A 17729-nucleotide genomic window follows, 5' to 3' on the forward strand; every position below is an offset into this window, starting at 1 on the left:
TCGGTTCCTGTGTCCTGGTGGCGTGTTGGTCCGGATGCCGGGCCGCTAGGCGCCCGGCTACTTGATGGGTAACGTTTCCCAACGGGGTGTGGCCAGACCCTAGAGAGCGTCCCGCGTGACGTCAAGATGCCGCGCAAGCTGCGTCATTGTTACGGCGGTGAGCTCACGCCCCGCCGCAAAGCACCTGTTGAACCGCGTGATCGGTCCTTAGACTCGGCGGCGAGGATTCCCCGAGAGGCAAGGACCGGATGGAGCCGCCAGCACCACGCCGCAGGGTCACCATCGTCGACGTCGCCCGCCACGCCCAGGTGTCCACCACCGCGGTCTCGAAGGTGCTGCGCAACGCCTACGGGGCCAGCCCGGCGATGCGTGCGAAAGTACGCCGCGCGATCGACGAGTTGGGCTACCGGCCGCACGCGGGGGCTCGGGGCCTGCGCGGGCAGACGTACACCATCGGCGTGATGCTGCCCGACATCCGCAACCCGTTCTTCCCCGAGATCCTCGACGGCATCACCGCCTCGCTGGCGGACACCGAGTACCAGGTGCTCCTGGGGCCGGGCTGCAACGGGGAGAAGGAGGAAGCCCGCGTCACCGAGGCGATGGTCGACCGCGGCATGGACGGCATCATCCTGGTCGCGCCGGTGTCGTCGCGCGCGCACCTGGAGCTTGTCGGAACCGCGGTGCCGACCGTCGTCGTCGGGCGGCACGGGTCCTCTCCGCTGTACGACACCGTGGCCGACGACGACATCGAGGGCGCGGCCCTGGTCGTCGACCACCTCGCCGGCCTCGGACATCGCCGGATCGCCCATATCGAGCATCACGAGACCGACCCGACGCGCCTCAGGGAGATGCCCAACGCCCGCCGCGCCGACGGATACCGGCTGGCCATGCGGGCGCACGGGCTGGAGGAGTGGATCGACGTGGTCTCCACCAGTTACACCCAGGAAGGCGGCTACCGGGGCACCCAGGAACTGCTGGCACGTCACGTCCCCGACCGGCCGACCGCCGTCTTCGCCGGGGCGGACATCGTCGCCATGGGTGTACTCGAAGCCGTCGCCGAGGCCGGGTTGTCCGTTCCCGGCGACCTCTCGGTGGCCGGCTACGACAACACCACGTTCGCCGCGTTCGGCCCGATCTCCCTGACCAGCGTGGACCAGGGCGGCCGAGAGATGGGCCGGAACGCCGTACGACTTCTCCTGGAACGGATCGCCGACCGCGGCCGTCCATCGACTCAAGTCATCCTCTCCCCCACGCTCGTGCCGCGCCGGAGCACGACGCGGCCGTCGGACTGAGAACCTCGGCACCGGGGCCCGTGGGACCTCCAAGCCATCAGTTGATTGCAAGTTCAAGTTTTGGGTAACGTTGCCCATCGTACGGAAGGGACATGGCGAGAGGGCACCCGATGGCGCTGCCCTGCTCCAACGCCGGACCTCTGTACGGCACCCCCCACCAGAGAGGCACCCTCAACATGTCCACCTTCAGCAGACGACATGTCCTGGCCACCGGCGCCGCCCTCGGCGTCGGCGCGCTCGGCGCCACGACGACTCCGGCCGCGGCCGCCCCGGCGGGATTCCGCGGCAAGGGCGGGCGCGAGGAGACGCGGACGCTCGACGAGCTCTACCAGGCCGCGCTCGCGGAGGGCGGCAAGCTCGTCGTCTACGCCGGCGGCGACACGCCCACCCAGCAGGACGGGACGAAGGCGGCCTTCAAGGCGCGCTTCCCGGAGATAGACCTCACGCTGATCGTCGACTACAGCAAGTACCACGACGTCCGCGTCGACAACCAGTTCGCCACCGACACCCTCGTCCCGGACGTCGTGCAGTTCCAGACCCTCCAGGACTTCGACCGCTGGAAGCAGCAGGGCCGCCTGCTGCACTACAAGCCGGCCGGCTTCGCCAAGGTCCACGACGCCTTCAAGGACCCGCAGGGCGCGTGGGTGGCCACCGGCGCGATCGCGTTCAGCTTCCTGTACGACACGGCGACGGTCGGGGCGAAGACGCCACTCACCCCGCGCGACCTGGTCGACCCGAAGTGGAAGGGCAGGATCGCCTCGGCCTACCCGCACGACGACGACGCGGTCCTCTACCTCTTCACGCTGTACGCCCGCACGTACGGCTGGGACTGGGTGGCCAGGTTCGCGGCGCAGGACGTGCAGTTCGCGCGGGGCAGCAACTCGCCGGGCGATGCGGTCTTCGGCGGGCAGAAGACGATCGGCGTGGGCACTGCCGGGTCTGCGGTGAGCTCCTCGCCGGTGACGTTTGCCGTCGGCGCCGGGCACCCGTTCATGGGCTGGGGTCAGCGCACGGCGATCCTCAAGCAGGCCAGGAACTCCACGGCCGCCAAACTCTTCCTCAACTGGCAGCTGTCGAAGGAGATGCAGAACGGCTCCTTCAACGGCTGGTCCGTCCGTACCGACATCACCCCGCCGTCAGGCCTGAAACCGCTCTGGGAGTACCCGAACGCCCACGTGGACGGCTTCCCCCGCTTCATGGCCGACCGCGCCGGGATCGAACGCTGGAAGCAGACCTTCGCCCTGTACTTCGGCGAGGTCAAGGGCGACCCGACACCCGGCTGGCTCGGGCTGCACCCGGGGGCGTAGAGGCTGATGTCCATGGTCGCCCCGGCCCTCCAAGGCATGATCGGTACGCTGCTACCGGGACGACCAGAGGGGCGGCGCGACCGTGGGCGAGCAGGCGGAGATCACGACGGCGAAACAGGCTGCGGATCACGAACTCATCCTGGCGTTCGGCCGCCTGCAGGGCGCGGCCAACCGGCTGGAGTACATCCTCGGCCGGGCGCTCGAGGTGGAGTGCGGCATCAGTCACTTGATGTTCGAGGTGCTGCTGATCCTCGGCCGGGCGGGCGAGCCGGGACTCTCCATGCGGGCCGTCGCCCAGGAACAGGTCCTGACGACGGGCGGCGCCACCCGGCTGGTGGACCGCATGGAGGCGGCCGGGCTGGTCGAACGGGCGGAGGACCCCGACGACCGACGCGGCCGGCTGGTGCGGCTGACCGCGCAGGGCGAGGAGACGGTCGTACGCGCGTCGCGGGTCCACCTGGAGAACATCAAGCGGTACCTCGTGGACCCCCTGCCCGCGGGCGACCGGAAGCGGTTCGCGGAGGATCTCCGCATCCTCAGCCACACAGCCCGGGACCTGCTTCCCCGCCTGCCCTGACCTGCGGACCAGCGGGGACGCTGATGCAATGACCTCAGCCGCGCCCATGTGGCCCAGGCCACAAGCATCAGGAAATATCTGACGCGTCAGTTACTGTTTTGTCAGATGAACCGCTCGCAACCGGCGGGCGCCGCCCCTCTCCCGAGGTTCTCGATGAAGCTCGTCTACGTCTTCGATGCCTACTGCGGCTGGTCGCACGGGTTCTCCGGAACCCTGAACGAGGTCGTCTCCCTTCACCCCGAGCTGCCGGTCGAGGTCGTCTCCGGCGGCCTGTTCACCGGGTCACGCCGGGTACCGATCCGCGAGTTCGGCTACGTCCAGGACGCCAACGCCAAGATCGCCGAGCTGACCGGCGCCGAGTTCGGTGAGGCGTACGAGCGGCTGATCGCCGACGGCTCGTTCGTGATGGACTCGGAGGCCGCCGCACGTGGTGTCGCCGCCCTGCGCCAAGCAGCCCCGACCCGTGCAGCGGAACTGGCCGTCGCCCTGCAACAGGCCTTCTACGTCGACGGCCTGAGCCTCTCCGACTCCGTGACCTACCGGAAGGTCGCCGAGGAGGCCGGGCTGGACGCCGACGCCGTGGTCGCCGCCTTCGAAGGGTCCGAGGCGCGGGTGGCGGCGGGCGCCGACTTCCACCGGTCCGCCTCGCTGGGTGTCACCGGCTTCCCCACGCTGCTGGCCGTCGACGGCGACTCGGTCACCCCCGTGGCCCATGGCCATGCCACCGCCGAGGAGGTCGACCGACGGCTGGCGACTCTTCGTACCCGCTGAACCTCCCCCGTCCCCACCCACCCTTCTCCCCTCTTCCCGCAAGGAGTCATCCATGAGCACCCTGACCTTCAAGGTCCTCGACCTGGACTTCCCGGCCGGCAGCAAGAACAAGACCGCCACCCTCGTCACCGGCGAGAACGAAGCACTCCTGGTCGACGCCGCCTTCACCCGCGCCGACGGCCACCGGCTGGCCGCCGAGATCCTCGACTCGGGCAAGAAGCTGACCACCGTCTTCGTCAGCCACGCCGACCCCGACTTTTACTTCGGCGCCGAGATCCTCGCCGACGCCTTCCCGGACGCGACGTTCGTCGCCACCCCGATCGTCATCGAGCACATCCAGCACTCCTACGAGGGCAAACTCAAGGCATGGGCCGGACTCGGCCCGAACCTGCCGACCCGTCTGGTCGACCTCACCCCGCTCACCGGCGACCTCACCCTGGAGGGCCACCGCTTCGAGCTCAAGGGCGGCCCGGCCGGCCTGCCCGACCGCCACTACCTGTGGCAGGCCCAGCACCGCGCCCTCCTTGGCGGCGTGCTGCTCTTCCAGCAGGAGCACGTCTGGGTCGCCGACACCCCCACCCCGGGCGACCGCGCCTCCTGGATCGACCTGCTGGACGAAATGGCCGCCCTCAACCCCGAGTTGGTCGTCCCCGGCCACCGTCTGCCCGGCACCCCGGCGGACGCCTCCGCCATCGCCGCCACCCGCGACTACCTCCTGGCGTTCGAGGAGGAGCTCGGCAAGGCGGCCGACGGTGCCGCGCTGACCGAGGCGCTCGTCAAGCGCTACCCCGACAACGGCATGCTGATCGCCGCCCAGATCGGTGCGAAGGTCGCCAAGGGCGAGATGAAGTGGGGCTGACCATGGCCGAGTTCGCAATCTCCACCGCCCCCGCGGACGTCGTACGGCGTCAGTACCTGGCCTCGGCCGCCGGCGACCTGGAAGCCCTGCGGGCCACTCTCGCACCGGACGTGGAGTGGACGGAGATGGCCGGCTTCCCGCTCGCCGGTACCTACCGCACCCCGGACGGGGTGACCTCCAATGTCATGGAGAAGCTCGGCCAGGACTGGGACGGCTGGGCCGCCCACGACGACACCTACGTCGTCGACGGCGAGAACGTCGTCGTCCTCGCCCGCTACACCGCCGTCAACACGGCCACCGGTAAGCCGATCGACGTCCGCGTCGCCCACCACTTCGTCGTACGCAGCGGACTCATCGTGCGCTTCGAGCAGTTCGTCGACACGGCGCTCGTGCGGGAGGCCATGGCCGACTGAACGGTTCCGGTTCCGGCGGCGGAGCAACTCCCCGCCGCCGGAACCCCATCGTGGGGCGGTCAATCCAGGTACGGGAGCCATCGTGCTGGCGGTCGGTGACCAGATCGGCCACGGTGGTCTCGGCGGTGCCTTCACGTGTGTGTCAGCGGTCATGCAATTCCTAGGCGGAGCCGGGCTTGTGCACGGCAGGGGTGCGCAGTGCTGACCCGTCATGCCCTGGGTGGTTGTTTGGACACTCCCGGTGGGTCGAGAGGAGCTAGTGTCTGGGCCCCGGGGAGTACTTCCCGCACGCAGGAAGTAAGGGCATGACCGACGCCGAGTTCAATGAACCGGCGGCGGCCGGGAGGCGCGAGCCGGGCGAACGCGTCGATCGGATAGGTGGGCTTCACCCACAGGTCCGCCAGAGCCTCGCCGAGTTTGTCGGCTGCGGTATAACACCGGCGCTTGGTCGATGAGTACACCGGCACTCGCAGCGGCTCTCGGTGGAGTTCCCCGATGAGGCCGAGGAAAAGGTCCCGGCACTTCTCCAAGGCGGGTTCATGCCCGCGCAGGGACACGGGCAGCACCTTACGGCGAGGTCCGGCGAGCCCCATCAGGGCTGCCACAGCGTTTGTGGAGCCGCTGACGACGGTCTGCCGGGGCGTGTTCACACACGCGAGCCCGAGATCGTTCCGCCCCGTGCGGGCCAGGAGTGCCCGGGTCTCCTCCTCCCCGGCCTGGATGAGCACGATGGCCCCCCGGGTGTCAGGATTGCGGTAGACGTCGCTCAGCGCGCACACCAGGCGGGTCCCCTCGGCGGTGGTGAGCGCCCCGGCTGCTACCAGGGCGGCGAACTCGCCGAGGCTCTGCGACACGATCAGCGACGGCATGGTGCCCGCCCGGGCGAGGATCCGGGACAGGACCACCGACGCGGCGAACTGCGCCAGCAGACTCGTCCCGTGCGGTGCTGCGGCGGCCGCTCTGCGGCCCAGGAGGACTTCCTGGATTGCGCCGGGTGCCCGGTAGCCGTACCCGGCCGCGGTTTCCGTGATCTCCTCGAGCGCCTCGCCCGCCTCATCCCATGATCCGGGCGGGAGGGCACCGTTCGTGCCGTCGTAGAGGCTGGCCAGGGCGCCGGTGGGGTCGGTGCCTTGCCCGGCAGCGAGGAACACCGCTTTGTGGTCCGGGACGTGCGGGAAGCTGTCCATCAGCGGTCCGGCCGATTCCACACGGCCGTCATCGCGGGGAAGCCGTTCGCTGGTTCGGCGCGCAGGATCAGCAGACCATCTTGAAACTCCACTGTGCGGGAGAATTCGGCTCCCTCCCATTGGGGGGTGCTGCCGACCGTCGTGTGGTGGATGACCTGTTGGCCGTGGAGCTCGTACCATCCCGCGTAGCCGACGTATCCGTCCGAGCCGCCGATCTGAGCGGACAGCCAGCCGTCCATGGTGTAGATGAGCTGGCCGTGGGCGTCCGCGCCGAGCGGATGGGTGATCTCGCCCTTTGCGGTGCCGGTCAGGGTCAGCAACTGCCAAGTACCGGCGAGGAGAAGCGGGTCGACCGGCTGCTTCGCGGATTTGTCCATGCTGGGTGTCCTTCGTGCCGGGACGGACGAGGGTAGGGATGGCATGGGCCGGTCACCACCAGGTGAGGGCGACGGCACCGACCGTGATGCCTCCGCCGGCCCCGGCGAACAAGACCTTCTCGCCGCGGCGCAGCGGCGCGACGTGGTTCATGTGGTGCAGCGTCAGCGGCATGGATCCGCATCCGGTGTTGCCGTACAGGTTGCCGGTCACGCCGACCCGGTCGGCGTCGATGCCCAGAACGTCGGCGACTTCCTGCAGCATCACCGGGTTGCCCTGGTGGAACACGAACCGGTCGATGTCAGCGAGCCTCCACCCGGCCTCGCCGGCTGCCTGCCGGGTGAGGGCGGTGACCTTCTCGACGAACACCCGGCGTACGACCTTGCCGTTCATGTGGATCTTGTCCCGGTGTGCTTCGAGGACCTCGGGCGTGAGCGGTTCGCGGGTGCCGCCGGCGAAGATGCCCACCTCGTCGTGGAACTCGCTGTAGGCGGCCAGCGACATGCTCTGGATGCCATAACCGTCGGGGACGGGGCCGACCGTCACGGCGCCTGCGCCGTCGCCGAACAGGGCGACGGTGGCGCGGTGAGAACGGTTGACGTACTTCGAGTACTGGTCGGCTCCGACGAGGAGGATGTTCTGCACGGTCGGCAGGGTGCTGATGAGGCCGCGGGCCACCGCAAGGCCATACACAAAGCCGCCGCAGGCGGCGTTGAGATCGAAGGCCATGCCGTCACCGTCGAGCCCCAAGCGGGCCTGCAGGGCCGTCGCGGTGGGCGGGGTGACCTGATCCGGGGTGGACGTGGCGAGGATCAGCGCGTCGATCGGCCCGGCCGCGCCCTGCAGGGCTTCGCGGGCGGCCGGCTCGCACATGGCCGAGGTGGACTCGCTGACAGCGGCGATGCGGCGCTCCGTGATACCGGTCGCAACGGCAACCCACTCAGGATCTGCCGACGCCCAGTCGGCGACCATCTGGTTCGTGACCACTCCACCCGGTACATAGGCACCCAGCGAACGGATGCCGACAGATACAGGTTCGGGTTTCCTGTCTGCCACGACGACAGCGTCGGCGGTGGGGCCGATGTTCGGCTGGTAGGGGGTATTCGTCATGAGAGTTCGTCATCCTGACCGTTCAGACGGTAGCGGCTGATGGCCTTGATGTGCGTAGCGCGCATCTCCTCGTCGCGTACGCCCATCCCCTCACGCGGGGCGAGCGTCAGGATCCCGACTTTGCCCCGATGCTGGTTGGTGAGGATTTGGTATGCGGCGTGGCCGGTCTTTTCGAGGGGGTAGACCTTGGACAGGGTGGGATGGATCTTGCCCTTGGCGATCAGGCGGTTGGCCTCCCACGCCTCGCGGTAGTTGGCGAAGTGCGAGCCGATGATGCGCTTCAGGGACATCCACAGGTAGCGGTTGTCGAACTCGTGCAGGTAGCCGGACGTCGAGGCGCAGGTGACGATCGTGCCGCCCTTGCGCGTGACGTACACCGAGGCGCCGAAGGTCTCGCGGCCCGGGTGCTCGAAGACGATGTCCACGTCCTCGCCGCCGGTGAGCTCGCGAATGCGGTTGCCGAACCGCTTCCACTCACGCGGATCCTGGGTGTGCTGGTCCTTCCAGAACTTGTAATCCTCGGCGGTGCGGTTGATGATCGCGGTCACGCCCATCTTCCGGCAGATATCGGCCTTCTGCTCGCTGCCGACGACGCAGATGGGGTTGGCGCCGCCGGCCAGGGCGAACTGGGTAGCATACGAGCCGAGTCCGCCGGACGCGCCCCAGATCAGCACGTTGTCGCCCTGCTTCATGGCGGCGCCGTTGCGAGAGACGAGCTGGCGGTAGGCGGTGGAGTTGACCAGGCCCGGCGCCGCGGCCTCCTCCCAGCTCAAGTGGGCGGGCTTGGGCATGAGCTGGTTGGACTTGACCAGGGCGATCTCCGCCAGGCCGCCGAAGTTGGTCTCGAAGCCCCAGATGCGCTGCTCGGGGTCGAGCATCGTGTCGTTGTGCCCGTCAGCGGACTCCAGCTCCACGGACAGGCAGTGCGCGACGACTTCGTCGCCGGGCTTCCAGACGCTCACGCCCACTCCCGTGCGCAGGACAACGCCGGCGAGGTCGGAGCCGATGATGTGGTAAGGCAGGTCGTGCCGCTTGGTGAGCTCGCTGAGCTTGCCATACCGCTCAAGAAATCCGAAGGTGGGCAGCGGCTCGAAGATGGAGGCCCACACCGAGTTGTAGTTCACCGAGGAGGCCATCACGGCCACCAGGGCCTCGCCCGGACCGATTTCAGGAAGGGGCACCTCGTCGAGGTGGATCGACTCGCGCGGGTCCTTCTCGCGGGGCCCCAGCCCGGCGAACATATCCGTCTCGTCCTTGTGCACGGTGATCGCGCGGAACGAGTCGGGCAGGGGAACTTCTGCGAAGTCGGCGGACGTGGCATCCGGCGACTGGATCGCGTCCAGGATTTCCTTCACGGCGCGATGTCCTTCTACATCGTGACGGCCCCGGTGATGGCCACCATGTCTCTCTGGGCTTTGGCCAGCCCGTCCGCGTGCGACAAGGCAGCAGAGGGGTGCGGATCCTCCACCGTGTCCCGGACCCCTGACCGTCTCCGGCAGCCCTGCCGCCTGCATCCTCATCCCGGATCCCCGCTTGTGGCTTGTACCCGCCGATCCGCCGATCCGCCGATCCGCCGGCAGCAGACCACCGGTGAATTGTGTGCCCGAGAGCACCCATCACCCGTACACACTTCAACATCCCCTGAACCCGCCACCGCGACCCTCGCCCGAAGAGGGCACACGAGGCAGAGCCAGACAGGACACATGGCAGCGGCACAATCCGCGCTCCGGCGCATGCTCCGGAGCGGGACACACGCCCAGGGCCACTGGCCGCGCCCGACCGCGAACTCACCAACCCGTACGGCCCGGAACCATCCCGCTCGCGAGCCCCTCTCTCTGGCTCCTCAGGCCCGGTCCGGGCGTCGAGGCTGCGGTGGCCGGTGGCCGGCAGGATCGAGCTTGGCGAGCTCGGTGTCGACCTCGACGTTGATCGTGCCGAAGAAGTTCACGTTCTCGCTGTGGGCCGGGGAGATGTGCGCCAGCAGCTCGTCGTCGACCGCGCGGCCCTCGGCGCGCATCTGGGCGATGGCCAAGCAGTAGTACTCCATGGTCCAGGTCACCACTGAGTTGGTCAGCAGCGTCAGGCACCACGCCTGCTCGGTCTGCGCGGCCAGGTGACGGTGCCGGATCGCGCCTTCGTGCGCGTACTGCAGGCTGCGGCGCAGCGAGTGCGGGGATTCGCCCTTGTTGAGCTGCCGGGCGATCTTCCTGCGGTAGGTCTCGTCGCAGCGCGAGGCGGGCCTCGGTCGGCTTGCCGACCAGCTCCCTGGTCAGCGATATCCGTTGTCTCTGCAGCCATTACTACGGCAACGCCCAGCAGGGAGAACACGCATGCCCACCCAGAACGGCCCCGACCGTGCCCTGGACGACACGGGCACGGACCCCGACGCCCTCTCCCGGACCGACTGCATCGAGAGGCTCGCCGATCAGCTCAGCCCCAGGCAGTCACCGGCACGAACGAACCGTCCTGCCGGAACAGATCCGTCCCGGCCGTCGCGTCCACCCGCAGTTGGTAGTTGTAGTGCCGCAGGTAGTACCCGGGATAGTTGTACGACTCCCAGCGGATCGAGCCCGATGCCGTGCCCGTCCTGGCGATGAACGTCGCGTCCTTCGCGAACGTCGACGTCCCGTCGTTCGCGTCGAAGCGGCCCCGGAAGTCGTAGTGGCGCAGGTAATTGCCCGACGCATCCCTGAAGGAGAAGCCGTTCGAGTCGGCGAGACCCGCAACGACCGTGAAGGTGGACGCCGTCTTCTCCGCGCTTGTGCTGGAGCTGGTCACGACCGGGAGGTTGAGCAGGGAGGACTGCTCCTGCCAGTAGCGGGTCGTGTAATTCGCCGACTGGAAGGAGCGCGTGACGTTCTTGGTGAGGGTCGGGCCGCCCGACACCGTCTCCTTGATGACCGTGAAGTGGCGTGCCGTGCCGGAGATCGACGGGAGTGCCTTCGGAGTGGTCCAGGTCGCGAACGTGTCGTAGCTGTCGCTGTAGTAGTAGTTGCCGTCGCCGTAGCCGTCGAAGAAGATGCGCCAGCCGCCGTTGTCGAGCTGGATCACGGACGGGCCCTCGCGGTAGCTGCCCCAGCCGGCCCAGTCGCCGGTCTTCGTGATCGTGTACGGGCCGGTGAGGCTCGACGCGGTGCCGTACTCGATGTACTTGGCCGTCTCGTTCTTCGTGAACGCGTGGTACGTCGAGCCGACCTTCACGATGTATGTGTCGATGTGGTTCGAGCCGATGCCGGACAGGGCTACCGGTGAACTCCACGCCGTGAGCGCGGAGTTGGTTGCCTTCAGGACGTACGGCGTGAAGATCCACTCATCGCTGGTGAGCGAGCAGGACACTATGACGTTGACGCTGCCGTCGCTGTCGACGAACCACTCCGGCGCCCACGCCCGGGACAGGTTGGTGATCGGGACCGTGTAGTCGTACAGGAACGTCCAGTTGACCCGGTCGGAGCTGCGGGCGAAGCCGATGGTCGTGCTGACGTCCTGCCAGGTGTGCGTGGTGTAGGTGAGGTAGTAGTAGCCGTCCGTGTGCTTGAAGACGCTTGCGTCGCGGATTCTGTTGCTGGGCGGGGTGTAGGCCGAGGCCTGGACGAGGCGGAAGTCGGTTGCGTCGTCGGACTGGTAGACGTTGACCGTGCCGTCGTTGCTGTTGAGGAACGGGACGATGGTGTAGCGGGTGGCGGAGCCGCTCGCCGGAGCGGCGGCCGATGCCGTGCCGAGCAGGCCGGGCAGTTCGCCCAGTACGAGCGCCGAGGCGGGCAGGGCGGCCATCGCGCGCAGGAGGGCGCGGCGGGACGGGGCGGGGGGTCGAGTGCTCACGTGCGGCTCCTTGGTCCAACCGAAAACCGTGATGTCCGGAATATCGAACACAGTTCGGCAAGTCGGTCAGAAGGTAAAGGTGAGGCCTGTGTGCGTCAATGGTTTGAGCAGGGCTGGATGACGCCTGTGTGACGACTGTGTTCCCGTCGAACTGCCGCCGGGGGTAAGGATGTTCGAGATTCCGTACCGCGGGAGACGGTCAGACGTTACCGTTCAGTAGACAATGCCGTCCCGGAGAGGTGTCCCGTATGACGCTCGACCGTGCCGCAGGCCTGGCGGAGTCCGCCCGGGCACTTGCCGACGGGGAGACCAGCTCGAGGGCGCTCGTCGAGGAGGCCCTCGCGCGGATCGAGGCGACTCAGCCCTCCCTCAACGCCTTCCGGATCGTGCGGGCCGAGGCCGCCCTCGCCGAGGCCGAGGCGGCGGACGAGCAACTGGCCGCCGGGGTGCGGAAACCCCTGCTCGGTGTCCCCGTGGCCGTCAAGGACGACATGGACGTGGCCGGTGAGCCGACGGCGTTCGGCTGCGAGGGGCCGTTCCCGCCGGTCGCCGAGGACGGCGAGGCCGTACGGCGGTTGCGGGCGGCCGGGGCCGTCATCGTCGGCAAGACCAACACCTGCGAGTTCGGGCAGTGGCCCTTCACCGAGGGGCCCGCCTTCGGCGCCACCCGCAATCCCTGGCATCCGGAGCACACTCCCGGTGGCTCGTCGGGCGGGTCGGCCGCCGCCGTCGCCGCCGGCCTCGTGCCCGCGGCCCTGGGTTCGGACGGCGCCGGATCCGTGCGCATCCCCGCCTCCTGGACCCACCTCGTGGGCATCAAGCCGCAGCGGGGCCGCATCTCCACCTGGCCGCGCGGCGAGTCCTTCCAGGGCATCACCGTCAACGGCACGCTCGCCCGTACGGTCGCGGACGCGGCCCTGCTGCTCGATGCGGCGAGCGGCAACCACGAGCGCGATCCGCACCGGCCGACTGCCATCAACGCCGTCGAGGCCGTGGGCCGCGAGCCCGGGCGGCTGCGCATCGCGCTCTCCCTCAAGCCGCCGTTCACCGCCATGCCTGCGCGCCTGCAGCCGGAGGTACGCGCCCGGGTGCTCCAACTCGCCGAAAACATCAGCGCGTTGGGGCATGTCGTCGAAGAAGCCGACCCGCCCTACGGGCAGATCGGGCTCACCTTCGTCCCCCGCGCCACCGTCGGCCTCGCCGAGCGCGTGGCCGAGGCGCCGTTCCCCGCGCTCCTGGACCGGCGCACGCGCGACGCCGCCCGGCTGGGCCGGCTGCTCGGCGGGGCACCGCTCAGGGCGGCGCGGCGTGCGGAGGCGGTGCTGCACCGTCGTATCGGCGCCTTCTTCGAGTCGTACGACGTCGTCCTCGCGCCGACGACCGCCGCTCCCCCGCCGCGCATCGGCTCGATGCTGCCGCTGAGCGGTTTCGCCACCGACCGCGCGATGATCGCCGCCTGTCCGTACGCCTGGCCGTGGAACGTGCTGGGCTGGCCCGGGGTCAATGTCCCCGCCGGGTTCGTGAACGGCGGGCTGCCCGTCGGGGCGCAGCTGCTCGGGCCCGCGGGGAGCGAGCCGTTGCTGATCTCGCTCGCCGCGCAGCTGGAGGCGGAGCTGCGCTGGCACGAGGCATGGCCGCCGCAGCAGGCCGTCACGGATTCCCCGGCTGCGTAGGCGGGTTCGGCCCGTACCCTGTGACCATGGACGATGCGTCGATGGTCGGGCTCATGGGGCGGGTCACCGGTACGGTCGGGCCCGGGCTCGTCGGCGAGGTGATCGTCCGGGTGCGGGGCGGGGCCGAGCACTTCCTTGCCTATCCGGCCACGGGGACGGCGCGGATCGAGCGCGGCACGGTGGTGATGGTGGTGGAGTACCTGCCGCCCAGAACGGTGTATGTGACTGAGGCGTACGACAGTTGAGCCGCCACTTCAATTAACACGTGAGCCTGCTTCCGCGCAGGTGAGAGCCCCTTCAAGGGCCTGTGCGTCAAGATTGCAACAAGGATTCGTCAGCGTCTTCACCCGGGCTTCGCGCAGGAGCACACTCCCTTCGTTCGGTGCCGAAAGGGCACCATGCAAAGGGGGCGTATGCCGATGGTTGTCGGCGTCGTTGCGGGAGTGGTGGTCGCCGCCATTCTCGTTCTGGTCGGTCTGTTCAAGATGATGTGGCGTGTCGCGGAACCCAACGAGGCACTGATCATCTCCGGCTCCAAGCACAAGACGGAGGGGCTCGAGGAGGGCATGGGATTCCGCATCGTCACCGGACGCGGCACGCTGGTGCTGCCCGGTGTGCAGGCGGTGCGCAAGCTCTCGCTCGACCTGAACGAGACCGAACTGCATGTGGACTGCGTGACCCACCAGGGCATTCCGCTCAAGGTGCGGGGCGTGGTCATCTTCAAGGTGGGCGACGACTTCGTGTCGATCGCCAACGCGGGGCGCCGTTTTCTCGACCAGCAGAAGATGATGTCGGAGCGCGTGCACAACGTGTTCGCCGGTCATCTGCGCTCCATCGTCGGCGGGTTGACGGTCGAGGACATGATCCGCGACCGGGAGAAGCTCACGGGGCAGACCCGGGCCGCCTGCGGCACGGAGATGGAGAAGCTGGGGCTCATCGTGGACTCCCTGCAGATCCACGAGATCGAGGACCCGACGGGGTACATCCAGAACCTGGCCGCGCCGCACGCCTCCGCCGTACAGCGGGACGCGCGGATCGCGCAGGCGGAGTCGAACCGGCTCGCCACCGAGGCCGAGCAGCAGTCGTTCGCGCGGATGGCGGAGGCTACCCGGGACAGCGAGATCCTGCAGGCCGGCTACCAGGCCCAGCGGGACAAGGCGGCCGCACAGGCGCGGCAGGCGGGTCCGCTCGCCGACGCCGCGGCCCGGCAGGAGGTCGTCGTCCAGGAGACACGGGTCGCCGAACTCGAGGCGCACCGGCGGGAGCAGCAGCTCCAGGCGGACGTCCGCAAGCCCGCGGACGCCAAGGCCTACGAGAAGCGCACGCTGGCCGAGGCCGAGCGCGACGCGCGGATCTCGGCGGCGCAGGCCAAGGCGAAGGAGACCGAGCTGGCGGCCGCCGCCGAGGCGACCCGGGTCAAGACGGCCGCGAGCGCCGAGGCCGAGGCGACCAAGGCACGGGGAGCCGCTGCCGCTACGGCGACCAAGGCCACCGGTGAGGCCGAAGCGGCCGCCGCGCAGGCCAAGGGCCTCGCGGACGCCGAAGCCACCAAGGCCAAGGGTCTGGCCGAGGCGGAGGCCATCAAGGCGCGGGCCGCGGCCCTCGCCGAGAACCAGGAGGCCGTCGTCGCCCAGCAGCTCGCCGAGAACTGGCCGGAGATCGTCAAGGCCGGTGCGTCCGCCTTCGGCAGCGTCGACAACATGGTGGTGCTCAACGGCGCGGACGGCATGGCCGACATGCTCGCCAAGGCACTCACCATGGGCGGCACCGGCCTCGGCCTCGCCCGCCAGCTGCTGGCTTCCATGAACCAGAACGGCCAGACCCCGAACGGGACTTCGCCGTCCCTGAACGGGATCACGGCACCGCCCTCGCAGAAGGTGCCGGTGGAGAAGGAGGGATAGACGGACGGCCTACGGCACCTGGGGTCCTCGGTATGTTTCGAGGGCCCCAGGCCCGTTTGTACCCCCGGTGCGCTTCGAGCGCCCTCTTGCCCGGGCCGCTGTCACGCGGAGAGCATCGGCCCTGTGCCCCGTCACGTGTGCAACTCAAGGAGGACGCCCCGATGTTCGAGTCCCTGAAGAACCTCAAGGACAAGGCGGAAGACGTCGCCGAGGCCCATGGCGAGGCCATCGGCGAAGGGCTGGAGAAGGCAGGCGATCTCGTCGACGACAAGACCGACGGCAAGTACAGCGACCAGATCGACACCGGCGTGGAGAAGGCCAAGGACCTGGTCCAGCGCCTGGGCGAACAGGCCTCGGACGACTCCGGGTGACCGGTCCTCTAAGGTGCCTGCGTGACTGCGTCTACCGATGAGAACGTCCCGGGCCGCTTCGGCCCCACCGCCACCACCGAGGCCGACCCCCGCCAGGTCGGCAAGGTGCGCACCGAGTACTCCCCCGCGCACGACGGCGACCCCGACCCCGGCGAGATCGTCTGGACCTGGGTGCCCTTCGAGGAGAACGACGGCCGCGGCAAGGACCGCCCCGTACTCGTCGTTGCCCGCGAAGCCGCCGGGACCGTCCTGGCCGTGCAGCTGTCCAGCAAGCGGCACGACGGCGACCGGGAGTGGGTGGCGATCGGCAGCGGGCCCTGGGACCGGTCCGGGCGCGACTCCTGGATCGATGTGGACCGGGTGCTGCGGCTGCACGAGGACGGCATGCGCCGGGAGGCCTGCGCGCTGGACCGGGGGCGCTTCAACCTGGTGCGGCAGCGGCTGGCGGAGCGCTACGGCTGGAGCTGAACGCACAACCCCGGCCTGACCGGATGCAACAGCATCCTGGCCGGCCGGGGCATCACCTGCATGTCAGGCGAGTTCGGGCTGCGGTTCGCGTTGCCGTACCGGTGCGAGCACCGGTTCCCACGCCCTGGTCGTCCGTACATAGCCGTAGATCACTGAGGCCAGCGCCAGAAGGAGAAGCGGCCCGAACGCCCACGGGTGCCTGGCCATCTCCAACGGCAACCAGCGATACGACACCAGGAGCGCCGCGAAGACCGCGGCGCCGTAAGCGACCAGCTGGATGCCGGATCGATCCCAGCCGCGGTCGTGCGCGCGCAGGGCTGCCTCGATCGTGAGCGTGAACACCATGCCGGCAATGAGATCGGCGCCGTAGTGATAGCCGAATCCCAGCGTTGCGCAGAGCGTGGCAATCAGCCAGAACGTGCCCGCGAATCGCAGAATGCGCGGGCCCTTCCGCGAATGAATGAATATCGCCGTCGCCCATGCCGTGTGCAGGCTGGGCATGCAGTTGCGTGGGGTGAACTCGTCGAATCGCATCCGGTGCGGCGGACTCAGCGACGGCAGCGTGTGCGGCCATATGTCGGCCACCGCGAAGTGCACGGTGGGCGGCGTATCCGGCCCCATGTCGGGGCTCGGCCAGTGGTCGACGCCGGCGCCGTACGCGAAGATCGGCCCCACCACCGGGAAGAGCATGTAGATGGCCGGCCCGAGCAGGCCGATCACCAGAAATGTGCGCACCAGATGATGGCTCGGCAAGCGGCGCTCGACCGCCACGTTGCGCAGTTGATAGAGCGCGACGATGACGGCGGCCACCGCGAGCTGGCCGTAGACGAGGTCGAGAAAATGGAAGCCGATCGGGCCGGAGGCTTTGACCACCCGGCCCACCAGCCACGACGGGTCGCCCAGCGCGCGATCGGCGGTGGCCACGTACTGGTCGAGCACCGTCGGACGCGCCTTCGACGTGATGAGCAGCCAGGTGTCGCCGGTCTTGCGGCCGGCCACCAGCAGCAGGGCCAGGCCGACGCCCTTCAGCAGGAGGACACGTTCCTGGCCGGTGCGGCGCGTGACAGCGATGACGGCACAGCCCAGAATCACCCACAACGCCCCGTTCCCGAACGGGTGGTGGCCTTCTTCGGTCACCTTGACGTCGCACGCCCACCGCACCAGCACGAAGACAATGTCGATGCCGATCGCGGTACCAGCCGCGATGAACCTTTGCCGCCGGGTGAGCACCACCATCATCAACGCCATGCTGGCGTACAGGAGGAAGCCCGACTTGGGAGGAAGTATGACTTCCTGCGCCTGGGTCGTGAGCGGCCCCGGCAGACCGTAGTGGCGTGCGGCAATCTCCAATGCGATGAGGAATCCGAGGACCACCACACCCGCTGCGGTCCACAGTATCGTCCGCGGCTGACACCACGTGGCGAATGAAAATCTGCGTCTTATTCGCGGAGACAACCGCGATTCACTAGGTATCAATTGGTTGGCCGATTTATTAGACGGTGGTTGGTCAGGTCACTTGTCGTGCCGGATGGCAGGGCTTTTCGGTAGAGGGCGGACTATGAAAATGATCATCGTGAGCTCGAACATGTTATCGGGTGGTGCAAGT

General features: G+C 68.7%; 17 protein-coding genes and 1 pseudogene. 11 read left to right on the forward strand and 7 right to left on the reverse strand.

Translation table 11 applies throughout. The annotated features are described in order from the left end of the window. Positions 1 to 248: 248 nt before the first annotated feature. The 6 genes from P2Q00_RS12975 (at position 249) to P2Q00_RS13000 (ending at position 5219) form a co-directional block, all read left to right on the forward strand. The gene (locus P2Q00_RS12975; RefSeq protein ID WP_275772507.1) at positions 249 to 1292 is read left to right on the forward strand and encodes a LacI family DNA-binding transcriptional regulator; all 1044 of its coding nucleotides are present in this window, start codon (positions 249 to 251) and stop codon (positions 1290 to 1292) included. 176 nt (positions 1293 to 1468) lie between these two features. Further along, the gene (locus P2Q00_RS12980) at positions 1469 to 2599 is read left to right on the forward strand and encodes an ABC transporter substrate-binding protein (protein ID WP_275772715.1); all 1131 of its coding nucleotides are present in this window, start codon (positions 1469 to 1471) and stop codon (positions 2597 to 2599) included. An 82-nt stretch (positions 2600 to 2681) separates the two neighbouring features. Next, positions 2682 to 3176, forward strand: a complete 495-nt coding sequence (locus P2Q00_RS12985) for a MarR family winged helix-turn-helix transcriptional regulator (RefSeq protein ID WP_275772509.1) — start codon at positions 2682 to 2684, stop codon at positions 3174 to 3176. Between the two features lie 153 nt (positions 3177 to 3329). Next, entirely contained in the window at positions 3330 to 3947 is a 618-nt protein-coding gene (locus tag P2Q00_RS12990; RefSeq protein ID WP_275772716.1) for a DsbA family protein, read from the forward strand. 52 nt (positions 3948 to 3999) lie between these two features. Continuing rightward, positions 4000 to 4806 carry an MBL fold metallo-hydrolase gene (locus tag P2Q00_RS12995; RefSeq protein WP_275772511.1) on the forward strand — a complete coding sequence of 269 codons (807 nt, stop codon included), beginning with the start codon at positions 4000 to 4002 and terminating at the stop codon, positions 4804 to 4806. A gap of 2 nt (positions 4807 to 4808) precedes the next feature. Continuing rightward, the gene (locus tag P2Q00_RS13000; RefSeq protein ID WP_275772513.1) at positions 4809 to 5219 is read left to right on the forward strand and encodes a nuclear transport factor 2 family protein; all 411 of its coding nucleotides are present in this window, start codon (positions 4809 to 4811) and stop codon (positions 5217 to 5219) included. Between the two features lie 209 nt (positions 5220 to 5428). Here P2Q00_RS13000 and P2Q00_RS13005 read toward each other — a convergent pair whose 3' ends face one another. From P2Q00_RS13005 to P2Q00_RS13030, 6 genes and pseudogenes are all read right to left on the reverse strand, one after another. Beyond that, a complete protein-coding gene (locus tag P2Q00_RS13005) occupies positions 5429 to 6406 on the reverse strand; it encodes an ACP S-malonyltransferase (RefSeq protein ID WP_275772515.1) in 978 nt (325 codons plus the stop codon). Further along, positions 6406 to 6783, reverse strand: coding sequence for a lipocalin-like domain-containing protein (locus tag P2Q00_RS13010; protein WP_275772518.1), 378 nt, complete (start codon positions 6781 to 6783; stop codon positions 6406 to 6408). The genes P2Q00_RS13005 and P2Q00_RS13010 overlap by 1 nt, the downstream gene beginning before the upstream one ends. A gap of 52 nt (positions 6784 to 6835) precedes the next feature. Beyond that, positions 6836 to 7891 carry a 3-oxoacyl-ACP synthase III family protein gene (locus P2Q00_RS13015; RefSeq protein WP_275772521.1) on the reverse strand — a complete coding sequence of 352 codons (1056 nt, stop codon included), beginning with the start codon at positions 7889 to 7891 and terminating at the stop codon, positions 6836 to 6838. Then, entirely contained in the window at positions 7888 to 9246 is a 1359-nt protein-coding gene (gene ccrA, locus P2Q00_RS13020) for a crotonyl-CoA carboxylase/reductase (RefSeq protein WP_275772523.1), read from the reverse strand. The genes P2Q00_RS13015 and ccrA overlap by 4 nt, the downstream gene beginning before the upstream one ends. A 488-nt stretch (positions 9247 to 9734) precedes the next feature. Beyond that, positions 9735 to 10103: pseudogene (locus P2Q00_RS13025) on the reverse strand (Tn3 family transposase); the annotation flags it as partial. A gap of 218 nt (positions 10104 to 10321) precedes the next feature. Further along, positions 10322 to 11710, reverse strand: a complete 1389-nt coding sequence (locus P2Q00_RS13030) for a glycoside hydrolase family 43 protein (RefSeq protein ID WP_275772525.1) — start codon at positions 11708 to 11710, stop codon at positions 10322 to 10324. Between the two features lie 248 nt (positions 11711 to 11958). Here P2Q00_RS13030 and P2Q00_RS13035 point away from each other — a divergent pair, with 248 nt between their 5' ends. The 5 genes from P2Q00_RS13035 (at position 11959) to P2Q00_RS13055 (ending at position 16123) form a co-directional block, all read left to right on the forward strand. After that, entirely contained in the window at positions 11959 to 13383 is a 1425-nt protein-coding gene (locus P2Q00_RS13035) for an amidase (protein ID WP_275772527.1), read from the forward strand. Between the two features lie 26 nt (positions 13384 to 13409). Continuing rightward, positions 13410 to 13628: an NfeD C-terminal domain-containing protein gene (locus P2Q00_RS13040; protein WP_275772530.1), complete on the forward strand. Its 219-nt coding sequence runs from the start codon at positions 13410 to 13412 to the stop codon at positions 13626 to 13628. A 168-nt stretch (positions 13629 to 13796) separates the two neighbouring features. Beyond that, positions 13797 to 15284, forward strand: a complete 1488-nt coding sequence (locus P2Q00_RS13045; protein WP_275772532.1) for a flotillin family protein — start codon at positions 13797 to 13799, stop codon at positions 15282 to 15284. 161 nt (positions 15285 to 15445) lie between these two features. Then, positions 15446 to 15655, forward strand: coding sequence for an antitoxin (locus P2Q00_RS13050; protein ID WP_275772535.1), 210 nt, complete (start codon positions 15446 to 15448; stop codon positions 15653 to 15655). Positions 15656 to 15676: 21 nt separating this feature from the next. Next, positions 15677 to 16123 carry a type II toxin-antitoxin system PemK/MazF family toxin gene (locus P2Q00_RS13055; RefSeq protein ID WP_275772537.1) on the forward strand — a complete coding sequence of 149 codons (447 nt, stop codon included), beginning with the start codon at positions 15677 to 15679 and terminating at the stop codon, positions 16121 to 16123. Positions 16124 to 16186: 63 nt separating this feature from the next. Here P2Q00_RS13055 and P2Q00_RS13060 read toward each other — a convergent pair whose 3' ends face one another. Continuing rightward, positions 16187 to 17500 carry a phosphatase PAP2 family protein gene (locus P2Q00_RS13060; protein WP_275772539.1) on the reverse strand — a complete coding sequence of 438 codons (1314 nt, stop codon included), beginning with the start codon at positions 17498 to 17500 and terminating at the stop codon, positions 16187 to 16189. Positions 17501 to 17729 lie beyond the last annotated feature (229 nt).

Origin of the sequence: Streptomyces coacervatus (genome assembly GCF_029223485.1) — a bacterium.
In the GTDB taxonomy this organism is placed as follows: domain Bacteria; phylum Actinomycetota; class Actinomycetes; order Streptomycetales; family Streptomycetaceae; genus Streptomyces; species Streptomyces coacervatus.